Here is a 12,876-nt window from a genome sequence, read left to right as displayed (position 1 = left end):
CCCGGGTCAGCCGGCCAGCGAGCCGCCGCCGGGGTCGACCGCGTTCAGGTAGTTCTCGGCGGCGTTCTGCGCGTCCGGACAGAACCGCTGAGCCGTCTGGCGATCGACGTCGACGCTGTCGCCGGGGACCGGGCCCTTGCCCGCTTCGGTGCCGACCCGGAAGGTGACCACCTGCGGCGAACCGGTGTTCACCGCGATCGCACAGCCGTACCCGTCGAGCTGGGAAACCGCGTAGTAGCGGTCCAGCACCAGCATCCGGCGGAAGTGGTGGACGCTGTGGTCGTAGGCCTTCCACCAGCCGGGCCACGGCTCCGGGATGCGCTGGTCCGGGTCCATCGAGCCGACCTCGACCTGCGTGCCCGCCGACCGCTTCATGACGCAGGCCTTGGCATACGGGTTGTACATCGGCGAACTGCCGCCGAGAACGCCCAGCAACGCCGGGTCCTTCTCGAACTGCGAACAGTCGCCGGGGAACAGCTTCGGCCGGCTCGTGATGACCGGCAGCGTGTCGTAGGCGATCGAATCCGCCGGCAGCCGCGGCGCGGGTTTCCCCGGCGGCGGAGCAGGCGCGACAGCGCATCCGGAAAGCACTGCCGCCGCCGCGACAGCAACCGCGGCGATCGCTCGGTTACGCACGGAAAGGACAGTACCGGCCCGGGATCGGCTCCCGGGCCGGAACGCGCTTTTTCAGAGCACGATGTTGACCAGACGGCCCGGCACCACGATCACCTTGCGCGGCGTCTTGTCGCCGACCAGCGCGGCGATCTTCTCGTCGGCCAGCGCGGCCGCCTGCACCGCTTCGTTCTTCGCGTCCGCCGCAACGGTGATCCGCGAACGGACCTTGCCGTTGACCTGGATCGGGTACTCGACCGAGTCCTCGACCAGGTACTTCTCGTCCACGACCGGGAACGGCCCGTGCACCAGCGAGTCCGCGTGGCCCATCCGGTGCCACAGTTCCTCGGCCACGTGCGGGGCCAGCGGAGCCAGCAGCAGCACCAGCGGTTCGGCCACCTCGCGCGGGGTTCCGGCGGCCGAGCCGTACACCTTGGTCAGGTGGTTGTTCAGCTCGATCAGCTTCGCGCCGGCGGTGTTGAACCGCATCTCCGCGTAGTCCTCGCGGACCCCGGCGATGGTGCGGTGCAACAGTTTCCGGTCCGCCTCGGTCGGCTCGTCCGCCGAGACCCGCAGCTCGCCGGTCTGCTCGTCGACCAGCAGCCGCCACAGCCGCTGCAGGAACCGGTGCGCGCCGACGACGTCCTTGGTCGCCCACGGCCGCGACATGTCCAGCGGGCCCATCGACATCTCGTACACGCGGAAGGTGTCCGCGCCGTAAGTGTCCGACATTTCGTCCGGCGTCACGGCGTTCTTCAGGCTCTTGCCCATCTTGCCGTATTCCTGCTTGACCTCTTCGTCGCCGAAGAAGAACTTGCCGTCGCGCTCGACGACGTCCTCAGCAGGCACGTACACACCGCGCTTGTCGGTGTAGGCGAACGCCTCGATGTAGCCCTGGTTGAACAGGCGGCGGTACGGCTCCTTCGAGGAGACGTGGCCCAAGTCGTACAGCACCTTGTGCCAGAACCGGGAGTACAGCAGGTGCAGCACCGCGTGCTCGACGCCGCCGACGTACAGGTCGACGCCGCCCGGGTCGTCCACGCCGTGCTCGGCCGGGCGCGGGCCCAGCCAGTACGCCTCGTTCTCCGGCGCGCAGAACACGTCCTGGCTCGCCGGGTCGACGTAGCGCAGCTGGTACCAGCAGGAACCGGCCCACTGCGGCATGACGTTGGTGTCGCGGCGGTACTTCTTCGGCCCGTCGCCCAGGTCCAGGGTGACCTCGACCCAGTCCTTCGCGCGCGACAGCGGCGGCGACGGCTCGGAGTCGGCGTCGTCCGGATCGAAGGTCTTCGGCGAGTAGTCGTCGACCTCCGGCAGCACGACCGGCAGCTGGTCCTCGGGCAGCGCGATCGGCAGGTTGTTCTCGTCGTAGACGATCGGGAACGGCTCGCCCCAGTAGCGCTGGCGGGCGAACAGCCAGTCGCGCAGCTTGTACTGCACGGTGCCCTCGCCCGCGCCGCGGTCCTCCAGCCAGGCGATGATCGTCTTCTTGGCGTCGGCGACGCCCATGCCGTTCAGGTCGACGGTGTCGTTGGCGGAGTTGATCGCCGGGCCGTCGCCGGTGAACGCCTCGCCCTCGAAGCCCTCGCCAGGGTCGACCGTGCGGACGATCTCCAGCTCGAACTTCTTCGCGAAGTCGTAGTCGCGCTGGTCTTGCGCGGGCACCGCCATGATCGCGCCGGTGCCGTAGCCCATCAGCACGTAGTCGCCGACGAAGACCGGGATTTCCTTGCCGTTGACCGGGTTCACCGCGTAGGTGCCGGTGAAGACGCCGGTCTTCTCCTTGTTCTCCTGCCGGTCCAGATCGGACTTGCGGGAGGCGGCGGCCCGGTAGGCGGCGATGGCCTCGGCGGGCGTCTTCGCGCCGCCGGTCCAGCTCTCCGGGTGCTCGCCCGGCCACTGCGCCGCGGTCAGCTTCTCGACCAGCGGGTGCTCCGGCGCGATCACCATGTAGGTGGCGCCGAACAGGGTGTCCGGACGGGTCGTGAAGACCTCGATCTTCTCGTCACCGGCGGCGAACGCGACGCGCGCGCCCTGCGAGCGGCCGACCCAGTTGCGCTGCATGGACTTGACCTTCTCCGGCCAGTCCAGCAGGTCCAGGTCGTCGACCAGGCGGTCGGCGTACGCGGTGATCCGCATCATCCACTGGCGCAAGCTCTTGCGGAACACCGGGAAGTTGCCGCGGTCGCTGCGGCCGTCCGCGGTCACCTCCTCGTTCGCGACGACGGTGCCCAGGCCGGGGGCCCAGTTCACCGGAGCCTCGGAGATGTAGACCAGCCGGTGGTCGTCGATGATCTTGCGCTGCTCGACGGTGCTCAGCTCGGCCCACGGACGGCCGTCCGGCGTCGTGCGCTCACCCGCGGCGTACGCCTTCTCCAGCTCCTCGATCGGACGCGCCTTGCGGGCGTCCTCGTCGTAATAGGAGTTGAAGATCTGCAGGAAGATCCACTGGGTCCACTTGTAGTAGTCCGGGTCGATCGTCTCGATCGACCGGCGCTCGTCGTGGCCAAGGCCCAGCCGCTTCAGCTGGCGGCGCATGGTGGCGATGTTCTGCTCGGTCGTGGTGCGCGGGTGCGTACCGGTCTGCACCGCGTACTGCTCGGCGGGCAGCCCGAACGCGTCGTAACCCAGCGTGTGCAGCACGTTCCGGCCGATCATCCGGTGATACCGCGCGTAGACGTCGGTGCCGATGTAGCCCAGCGGGTGCCCGACGTGCAGGCCGGAACCGGACGGGTACGGGAACATGTCCTGCACGAACAGCTTGTCCGAGGGCACCGGCTCGCCCGCTTCCGCGAGCGGCCCGACCGGGTTCGGCGCGTGGTAGGTGCCGTGGTCGGACCAGTGGTCCTGCCAGCGCTGCTCGATCTGCCCGGCCAGCTCCGCGGTGTAGCGGAACGGCGGAGCGTGCTCAGCGTCCGCGGCACTCTTCGCCGCGGCCCCGGTGGCCTCGTCAGACCCTGTCATCGCCGTCTTCCTCCGTGTCGAGCCACTCCCAGAAACAACTCGACCCCCCAAGCCAGAAGGCATGAGGGGTCGCCGCGCCGAGCCGGTCATCGGACCAGGTCAGCGCGGCAGGCCAAGGAGCAGCCGAGCCGTGTTCATGCACTCATCGTAACGCGCTGGTCAAAGCCGTTCCGACGGGACCGCCAAAGCGACGACCTGGGTCACCTGGGACGCGGAGAAGTTGTTGTCGCTCACGAGCAGCAGGCTGCGCTCCCCGGACGGCAGCGCCGGACCCCAGGTCATCCCCTCGATGTTGTCCACAGTGGACAGCGGGAAATCGGAAAGGTCGGCGAGCAGCCGCTTCTTCACCGGTTTGACGTGCTTGGCGGCGGTCAGGGACGGGGTGTCGAGGACGTTCGTCGCGCCGGCGGTGTCGATCTCGAAGATGCGCACCTTGTTGCCGACGCCGGTGACGAAGGACCGTTCCATCATCAGGAATTTCGTCGGATCCGCCTGGTTCACCGCGAGCATCGAGGACACTCCGGTGTCGGCGAACCCGGTCGCGGGCTTCGGCTCGGCGAAAAGCTTCTCCTGCGGGTACGCGTACTGCGCGAGCACGGGCCCGAACCGGCTCTGCAGGGTGATCCGCGACAGCGCGCCCGACGTCTGCGTTGGCGGCGGGCCGTCCTGCAGCAGCGGGGCCTCGACCTCGCTGGCCAGCAGCGTGCCGAACCCGGTGTAGGCGAGACCTTCGAGGACGTAATTGCGGCGCGGACCGGCGTCCGGAGTCATCCGCTCGTTGGCGGGCAGCGGCAGGTCACGGAGGTAGTGCCCGTCGCGGGTGGCCTCACGGATCGACGGCTGGATCAGATGCTGGTCAGCGAGCCGGTCGCCTTCCTGCGACCAGGTGTAGTGCCCGGTCCACGGGTCGACGCGCAATTCCTCGGGGTCGATCGTCTGCTCGTTCTGAGGAGCGGCCGGATCGTTCTTCGCGAGCGGCGGGTAAGGCGTGCCGTCTGGGCGCAGCAGCGGATGCGTTCCGGTGAAGGTGACCGGACCCACACCCTTGGCGCTGACGTCGAACTTCGCGGTGTAGAAGCGCGCCGGGTTGATCGCGGACCGGTCGTCGCTGATGAAGACGTAGCCGCCGGTGCGCGGATCGAAGTCGATCGACGACAACCCGCCGACCGTCGTGCCCTGGAACTGCAGGTTGTGCGGCACCCGCTGCTCGCCGAGCAGCCGGACCGGACGCGGCGCGGCAGCAGCGGCGTCCCCGGGTCCAGGGATGAGCAAGGACAGCGTGACGATCCCGGCGGCGGCGAGAAGCCGGTGTCGCGTGGACGAAGACATGGCCCGTAGCACAGCCGACGAGGGTATCCGGGACATGGCCGTGAGGTCACGCTTATCCTCAAGAGGTGTTCGCTATCGCGCTCGTCCCGATCGTCCTTGGTGTCGTCGTCGGCTGGGGTGGTTTCCTCGGCGTGCGCGGACGGCTGAGCAGGGCAGGCGGGGCCGGAGTCCGGACCGAAGCCTCGATGCGCAGCGAGGAGGCGTTCAAGCTCGCCAACCGGGTGGCCGGAATCCCGACGCTCGCTGGCGGCGCGGCCGCGGTCGTCTGCGGACTCGCAGGCCTCGCGATCCCCGCTACTGCTGGTCTGGTGGCCGCCGCGATCGTCGGACTGCTCGGCCTGCTGGTGATGGTCGTCGCCGGAGCCCGGATGGGCGCACGAGCCGCCCTGACCGTGCCCGCTCCCGCCCCGGTCCCGGCCGGTTGCAGCGGCTGCGCGTGCGGCGCCGGCGGCTGCGGAGTCCTGCAGAAGTCCAGCGAGGCCTGACACCGGCTCGTGAGTGTTCAGGCCGGTTCTCACCGGCCTGAACACTCACGACGTCAGTTTCGCTGCAAATCGCCGGGGTGAGTGGCCAGCAACGCGAGCGGCACCCCTTGGCGGCGCAGCACCTGACCCCACAGATCGCGGCTGGGCGGCGCGAGAATGTCGCTGGGCAGTGCCGGGACGATCACCCAGTCCTCACGCTCGATCTCGCCCGCGAGCTGCCCTGAATCCCACCCGGCGTAGCCCGCGAACACGCGCACGCCCCGCACCTTGGGCACGAGCACCTCGGGATCGCTGTCCAGATCGACCAGCGCGACCGGCCCCCGCACCGCGACCACGCCCGGAACGCTGGAAGCGGACTCCCCAGTCCGCAACGCGGCGAGGCAAAGCGCGGTCTTCTTGTCGACCGGCCCGCCGACGAAGACCGACTGAGGTTCGGCGACGTGCGCGCCCCACCCCGGCAGGACGTCGTTCACCGGAACATCAGACGGCCGGTTCAAGACCACCCCGAGCGTGCCCTCCGCCCGATGATCGATCACGAACACCACGGTCCGTTTGAAGTTCGGGTCGAACATCGTGGGTGCGGCGACCAGGAGCGTTCCCGGTTCAACCTCGGCGTCCGCTGGCACGCCACCCATGATCCCATCACCCGCCACGGGAAATCCTCCCGGCACGGGAACACCAGCACCACGCGCCCCGTTGAGAACAGTGAGCCGGCGCACTCGTGTCCCCCGGGCTCACTGAAGAACCGCCTTTGTGGAATACCGGTCCGGCCGGAGCCACACTGCGCCAAGCCGCCGAGAGGCGAAACGAGTGCGCCGGTGTCGGCTTCTCCTGTTCGGTGCTTCGCACCTTCCCCCCGGCACCGGCGCCGTGTACCCGGGGGGGGCCGAGCCCCCCGGACCCCCGCGGTGCTTTTCGGTGGCGGTTTCGGGGTGGCGGGGGCGGAGCCCCCTTTGGCTTTCGGGGTGGCTGGGTTTCGTTGGGGGGTGCGGGTGGGGGGTGGCCCGGTGGCGTTGTTAGTTGGGTGGGTTGTTAGCCGGGTGGCTCGTGGTGGGGTGGGTTGCTGAAGGTTTGTCGGCTTCTGTGGGGTTCCTGCCGGGTGTGCTGATGTGTTGGTGCTGCAGGGTTGCGGCTCGTCCGGTGCAGGAAGGCTGCGGTCCATCCGGGGCAGCAGAGCTTGGCCCATCCTGCGTAGCAAGGCTGCGGTCCATCCGGTGCAGCAAGGCCCGGCCCGTCAGGTATGGCAAGGCTGCGATCCATTCGGGCGGTAGAGCCCGGCCCGTCCGGTGCGGCAGGGCCGTGGTCCATCCTGAGCAGCGAGGTCCCGGCCCGTCCGGTACTGCGAGGCCGCGGGCCGTCCGGAGCAGCAGAGCCCGGTCCGTCCGGTACGGCAGGGCCGCGGTCCATCCTGAGCAGCAAAGTCCCGGCCCGTCCGATACTGCAAGACCGCGGGCCATCCGGAGCAGCAGAGCCCCGGCTCATCCGGCGAGGCAGGGCAGCGGTCCGTTCGGGGCAGCAAGGCCCGGCCCGTCCGGTACTGCAAGGCCGCGGGCCGTCCGGAGCAGCAGAGCCTCGGCCCATCCGGCGCGGTAGGGCCGCGGTCCGTTCGGGGCAGCAGAGCCTGGGCCGTTCGGGGCAGCGAGGCCGCGGGCCGTTTGGAGCGGCGGGGCCGCAGCCGATCCGGCGCAGGCATGGCTGCGCTCCGTTCGGCGTGGCGGGGCTGCGGCACGTTCGGGGTGGCAAGGCGCGATCTATCCGGGGTAGCAGGGGGCGCGAGCCGGGCGGGGGCGGCGGTTTGTCTGGGGCGGGTGGCTTGTGTTGCTCGGATTTTGCTTTTCTGGCGTTCGTTTTTGCTCTGTTTGTGACTGCGGGTTCTGCGGGTAGGGGCTTCGCTTTGCGTTTGCTGTGCAGCTTTTCGGCTGTCGGTGCCTCGCTGTTTTGCTTCTTGGGGTTTTCGTGGGCTGTGGGTGGCCGCGTGCTTCTGGGTTTGCGGTGCGGCTTCTGCTTGTGGGCGCTTGAGGCGTCTGCGTCTTTGGGTTGTGGGGGTGCTTTTAGTGGGGTTGTGCGGGCGTTTCGTTGGTTGGCTGGCTCAGGGGGTGGGGCGTCTCGTTTTCGGGGGTTTTGTCGGGGGGTCTCGGTAGGGTTGCGGGGTGAAGGTGGGGGAGCGGCTGGGTTGGCGGTTGGTTCGGGATCCGTTGTTTCGGCGGTTGCTGCTCACGCGGTTCGCGGCGCAGTGGGGGGACGGCGTTTTCCGGGCCGGGTTGGCTGGGGCCGTTTTGTTCAATCCCGAGCGGGCGACTGATCCGCTGGCCATTGCCGAGGGGTTTGCGGCCTTGCTGCTGCCGTATTCGCTGGTGGGGCCGTTCGCGGGGGCGTTGCTCGACCGGTGGGATCGGCGGCGCGTGCTCGTGTTCGCGAATCTCGTGCGGGCTGCCGCGATCGTGGCGTCGGTCTTCGCGGTGGGGGCTGGGGTCGGCGGGATCGGGTTGTTTTCGCTCGCGTTGCTCGCCGAGGGGATCAGCCGGTTCATTGGGTCGGGGTTGTCGGCTGCGTTGCCGCACATCGTGGAGCCGAAGGCAGTCGTTTCCGCTAACGCGGTGGCGGCGACGCTCGGGTCGGCGATCGCGGTCGTCGGGGGCGGGTGCGCGATCGGGTTGCGGGCGGTGTTCGGGTCTGACGACATCGGGTCGGCCGAGACCACGGCGTTCGCGGCGGTCGGGGCGTTGTTGTCGGCCTTCCTCGCGCATCGGTTCGCGAAGGGAGTGCTGGGGCCGACGGTCGTGGACGAGCCGACCAATCCGGTGGTGGCGGTTGCGCGGGGGCTCGCGGACGGAGCTAGGCACGCCTGGCGGGCGCCCAACGTCACGGCCGGGTTCGTCGCGTTGTTCGCGCATCGCGCCGCGTACGGGATTTCGTTGCTGGTCAGCGTGTTGCTGATGCGCAATTACTTCACTGACGAAGGGGTTTTCCGAGCAGGGCTGCCTGGGCTTGGGCAGCTGGTGGCTTGTGCGGGGGCGGGAATTCTCGTCGCGGGTCTGGTGACGGCGCGCCTGATCCGGTCGATCGGGCGGGTTCGGACGGTTCTGGGATCGCTGCTTATCTCGGCGGTCACGCAGGCCGCGCTCGGGTTGCCGATGCTGCTGCCGTTGGCGGTGCTCGCGTCGTTCCTGATCATGGGGACCGGCCAGGTGCTGCGGCTGTCCGTCGATTCCTCGGTACAGCTGGATGTCGCGGACGAGGCTCGCGGACGAGTCTTCGCTCTCTACGACACCCTGTTCAACATCACCCAGGTGGTGCCGGTCTCGATCGCGGCGGCCTTCGTCAAGGACAACGGGTACTCGCCGGAGCTGATGATCGTCGCGACCGCGCTCTATCTGCTGGGCGGGGCCGGATATCTGCTGGCCCGACGACGTCGCGGGGATTCGCTGCCGCAAACCGTTGAAGCCAAACGGGGGTAGTAACTCACCGTCTGGCATTAGGGTGACTTGTGACCCGGTCGAGTTAATCTCGGCACGCGCAACCGACACGAGGGGCCACCGTGAGCACCATCGGCGACGACCGTGCCCGTCTCGACGCCGCTCCAGCTGTCCTGACCTCGCCCGACGGACTCGTTCGGGCGACCGCCGGTCCGGCTGGCACGCTCGGCCGGCTCGAGTTCGCCCCGGACGCCTTCGAGCGGACGACGCCCGCGCAGCTCGCGTTGACCGTCCAGGCACTCGTCCAGCACCTGGCTGACGCACCCGAATCGCAGCACGTCTCCTCGATGCCTGCCCCGCGGCCGACCCCGCGCCGCGTTCGTCCGCGCGGAACTGTTCCGCAGAACCGCCGTCGCGGGTCCTGATGCCGTCCGCTCCGGACGGGATGATTCACGTGGAACCAACGAGTACCGGTCAGCGGGCGCTCGTCGACCTCGGCAGGCTGATCCGGGCGAACCGGGCCGATCCGGACGCGGCGGCCGGCATCGGGTTCGCCCAGCTCGGCGACCATTTCGAGGTCCAGGCGCGCAACACCGTCGCCAGCACTGAGGTCGTCCAGCGGCTCACCGCGTTGCGCGCCGAGATGTACCAGCAGGGCCGCGGCACCTGGGTTCAGGCGCGCTACGTCCTCACTCCGGACGGCGCGTTCGACTTCGAATATTTCACCGACGGCGAGCCTCCGTGGACGACGCCGCCCGATTCGGCCGCCTACCTCGCCGAACTCGCCACCTTCCCCCGCGACGACGAGCACCTTCCCGACTGGTGGCGGCTGCACGTCGGACTCCCGCTCGGCGTCGAATTCCGGCACGCCACAGCCAGCACCGGCGAACCGTTGCCGGAGGAAGAACTGCCGCTCGTGCTGCGGTACCTCGAACGCGAGGCTGAGGTCGGCGAACGACATCGCACCGACGGCACCTGGATTTGGCCGGTCGAGGTGGCCGAGCACCTCAGAGAACACGGCACCGCACCCGAGCCCGAATTCCTCCAGCACATCCGTGACCTGGGCTTTCACCCGCCGTACGTCGAGCATCTGGTACGCCGCACGGCGGAAGCCGATCTCGCAGGGAAGCCCCGTCCGCGACCGACCGCGGACGACCTCCAGCGGACTGCGGCCGACGTCGCCGCCGAGCGAGAGACCAACCCGGATCCGGTCCTGTCCGACGCCGATCTCCTGGCCCACCTCGGCCACCGGCTCGACTCCTTCGGCATCTGGCGCGACGTCCGCTGTCTCGGCGGCCGCGAAGCCGGAAAATGGAGCCTCTACCAGGTCAAAGCCGGTTGGGCAGTCGTCGCGCCGGAAGGCCGCGAACAGATCTTCGCCCGCCTCGAAGACGCCGCTCAACAGCTGCTCGGCGCGCTGCTGCTGCATCCCGCCCGCGCGACCGGCGGCCGCGAAACTCCGCTGGAAACCGCGAGGGAGGTCGCCGACTGGCCGGTCCAGCCCGCCCCGGGTGACCCTCCCCTCACGCTGCTGCGGAACAAGAGACTCACTCGGTTGGCGGAAGGTACCGTCGTCCTGCGATTCGGTGAAGAACCCGGCAACCTGGTCCACCACCAGGCGGTACGGTTCGCGTCGACGTCCCTTCCACTCGAACGGGAGCGCATGACCAGCACTTTTCGCCTCCGAAGATCACTCCATGTGGTCACCGGGGTGACGGTGCCCTGGGCGAACCTTCCCGGCGGGGCGGTGGCGTACGTCTTGCCCAAGCCGATCGCGGAGCACGAGTCCGACGGAAGCCTGGAGAGGATCGAGTAGGTGGAAGCGGCGGAAGCGGTGGAGAAGGTCGGGAAGTGGTTGCGCGCCGTGCACGGCCCCGAGGTCTCCGGGCCGGGCGGCCTCCGGGTCGACCACGACCGCGTGCTGCGCGTCCCCGAAGGCTGGTCGATCCCCTACAACACCGTCGCGTTCCTCGACGACGGCCGTCCGGACAAGGAGCTGTTCCCTCCTCCGTCGGTGCTCGTGCGCGAGCCGGACGGCGAACTGCGCCAGGCGCATCCGCATCCGGGCGGGCTCAGCACCCCGGTCGCGTACCCCGGCCAGGAGAGCTGGCGAGAGGTCGTCGACCCGGAGTACGCGAAGGCCGGCCTCGGCGAACTCGGCGTGCCGCTTCCCGCCGTCGCGGGCTGGGTGAAGGTCGACAACGACGGCCACCAGACCGGTGACGAGCGCGAGAACCCGGAGTACAAGGCCGGTCCGATCCGCCGCGGCTACCCGAAGCCGGAAAACCCGCTGGAAACCCTTCTCGCTTTCGCGAGCGTCGGCTGGCTCTCGCGCGAACAGCTGCTGATCGGCCTGCTGCGCTGCGAAGTCTTCGTGCCGTTCGACCTCAAAACCGGTGCCACCGACCGCTTCTACTTCTCCGAGGAACGCAACGAGCTGCGCGTCTTCAGCTCGACCCGGCATCTGCCCGCCCGCGAGCACGCCTGGTGGCGCGTCGACCTGGCGACGCTCGCCGAGTTCGAGCACCCGCCGAACCTGGTGATCAACGGCGGTCCCGCGACGTTCGAGGACGTCGCCGGAGCCGAGCTGACCACGATCGCGAAGCGGTTTCCGCGCCACGAGCCGCGAGTCGACGAGAACGGCCGCTGCCCGGAGATCGAAGAAGACCTCGAGAAATTCGCCGTCGAAACCGCTGCCCGGATCGGGCTGGAGAAGCCGGTCGACGTGCCGAAGGCAGCCGCCGAACGCGCGCGGCGGCACGGTTTCGAACTGACCGCCGACGAATGCCGCAAGACCGTCCTCGGCCGGTCGTGGCTGCGCCGGTTCGAACAGCCGGAGCCGAGCCGCTCGCGGCCGAACGACTTGCGCGCCAACGGTCTCGTCCCGTCCTGGGACAACGAGGGCCGGATCGTCCCGAAGCTCGACACGTTCGGCAAATACCCCGAGACGAACCTGGAGAACTTCCGCTACGGCTGGCAGCGGGTCGTCGGCGCGTGGGTCGGGTTCGCGCTCGGCGAGGCGCTCGGGTCGGCCGTCGACCGGATGCGGCTGGACGAGATCGTCTCGACCTACGGTCCGGACGGCGTCCGCGAACTGCCGCTCGCGTTCGACCAACCAGGCCGGATCGGCTCGATGACACAGCGGCTGCTCTTCCTCACCGAGGCGGTGATCCGCAGCCCGCATCGCGAACAGCCGGAGTCGCGCGACGTCGAAAAGCTGTTCCCCGGCGTGGTCCGCGGCGCGCTGGGCCGCTGGCTGCACACGCAGGGCGCGGCGATCCAGAACGCCGACGGTTTCCTGGTCAAGGTGCCGGAACTGCACGCCCGCCGCGCCATCGACGACGCCGAGCTCAACGCGTACCACGCGCTGGTCACCGGCGATCCGCACGCCGCGCCGTTGTCGGGCCCGGCCGCGCTGCTCGGCGCGCTGCCCGCGGTGCTGACCGCGGCCGGCCCGGGCACCGGGTTCAGCGGCGGCATCGGTCAGGTCGTGCGCGATCTGGCCGGCGTGACGCACCAGCCGGACGACGTGGCCGCAGCGACGTACCTGGCCTGGGTGTTCGAGAAGGCGCTCACGAAGGACTCGTTCAGCTATCCGGTGTGGAACCTGTCCCGCGAGGTCCTCGAAGAGCACGACGGCCCGGAGTGGGGACCGGTGCGCGACCTAGTCGCCGAGGCGGTGCCGTTCTTCGGCGAGCATGGCCTGCCGGACCTGCGGATGCCGGAGCTGATTGGCGACGGACAGAGCACGCTGTCCGTCCTCGGCCGTTCGTTCGCCGCGCTGTCCGGCTTCGAGAACTACGCGGAGCAGGCAATGCTGCGCGCAGTGAACCACTCCGGCCGCAGCGCGTTGACCGGCGCGTTGACCGGTGCGCTGCTCGGCGCGCGCGTAGGCGTTCCCGGGCTGCCCCGAAAGTGGGTCGAGCAGCTGGAACTGCACCACCTGATCGAGCAGGTGGCGACCGACGCGCTGTGGCATTTCGACCGCCATTCGGCGCGGAACGCACTCGGCGACGCGTGGGTTCAGCGCTACCCACGGCGCTGATCGGTCACCCGGGCAGGTATTTGTG

General features: G+C 69.3%; 9 protein-coding genes. 5 read left to right on the top strand and 4 right to left on the bottom strand.

The window, feature by feature from the left end; genetic code table 11:
* Positions 1-6: 6 nt before the first annotated feature.
* From ACZ7OI_RS02930 to ACZ7OI_RS02920, 3 genes are all read right to left on the bottom strand, one after another.
* On the bottom strand, positions 7-636 hold the full coding sequence (locus tag ACZ7OI_RS02930; RefSeq protein ID WP_470262523.1) for a hypothetical protein: 630 nt from the start codon (positions 634-636) through the stop codon (positions 7-9).
* A 51-nt stretch (positions 637-687) separates the two neighbouring features.
* Positions 688-3,576, bottom strand: coding sequence for a leucine--tRNA ligase (gene leuS / locus ACZ7OI_RS02925; protein ID WP_470262522.1), 2,889 nt, complete (start codon positions 3,574-3,576; stop codon positions 688-690).
* A 159-nt stretch (positions 3,577-3,735) separates the two neighbouring features.
* Entirely contained in the window at positions 3,736-4,905 is a 1,170-nt protein-coding gene (locus ACZ7OI_RS02920; protein WP_470262521.1) for an esterase-like activity of phytase family protein, read from the bottom strand.
* A 65-nt stretch (positions 4,906-4,970) separates the two neighbouring features.
* Here ACZ7OI_RS02920 and ACZ7OI_RS02915 point away from each other — a divergent pair, with 65 nt between their 5' ends.
* The gene (locus ACZ7OI_RS02915; RefSeq protein WP_470262520.1) at positions 4,971-5,390 is read left to right on the top strand and encodes an SdpI family protein; all 420 of its coding nucleotides are present in this window, start codon (positions 4,971-4,973) and stop codon (positions 5,388-5,390) included.
* A gap of 53 nt (positions 5,391-5,443) precedes the next feature.
* Here ACZ7OI_RS02915 and ACZ7OI_RS02910 read toward each other — a convergent pair whose 3' ends face one another.
* Positions 5,444-6,025 carry a YqgE/AlgH family protein gene (locus tag ACZ7OI_RS02910; protein WP_354735848.1) on the bottom strand — a complete coding sequence of 194 codons (582 nt, stop codon included), beginning with the start codon at positions 6,023-6,025 and terminating at the stop codon, positions 5,444-5,446.
* 1,515 nt (positions 6,026-7,540) lie between these two features.
* On the opposite strand from ACZ7OI_RS02910, the gene ACZ7OI_RS02905 reads away from it, so the two are divergent.
* The 4 genes from ACZ7OI_RS02905 to ACZ7OI_RS02890 all read left to right on the top strand — a co-directional run bounded on the left by ACZ7OI_RS02905 (position 7,541) and on the right by ACZ7OI_RS02890 (position 12,851).
* Positions 7,541-8,848 carry an MFS transporter gene (locus tag ACZ7OI_RS02905; protein ID WP_470262519.1) on the top strand — a complete coding sequence of 436 codons (1,308 nt, stop codon included), beginning with the start codon at positions 7,541-7,543 and terminating at the stop codon, positions 8,846-8,848.
* A gap of 80 nt (positions 8,849-8,928) precedes the next feature.
* Complete coding sequence (locus tag ACZ7OI_RS02900) at positions 8,929-9,231, top strand: hypothetical protein (RefSeq protein ID WP_470262518.1); 303 nt, start codon at positions 8,929-8,931, stop codon at positions 9,229-9,231.
* 20 nt (positions 9,232-9,251) lie between these two features.
* Positions 9,252-10,622 (top strand): TNT domain-containing protein, encoded by a 1,371-nt coding sequence (locus ACZ7OI_RS02895; RefSeq protein ID WP_470262517.1) that lies wholly within the window; start codon positions 9,252-9,254, stop codon positions 10,620-10,622.
* Complete coding sequence (locus tag ACZ7OI_RS02890) at positions 10,623-12,851, top strand: ADP-ribosylglycohydrolase family protein (RefSeq protein ID WP_470262516.1); 2,229 nt, start codon at positions 10,623-10,625, stop codon at positions 12,849-12,851.
* Positions 12,852-12,876 lie beyond the last annotated feature (25 nt).

This window comes from Amycolatopsis sp. NPDC114503 (assembly GCF_055633655.1).
The sequence above is the reverse complement of the archived record's forward strand: the minus strand, read 5'-3'. Positions and strand labels throughout refer to the sequence as shown.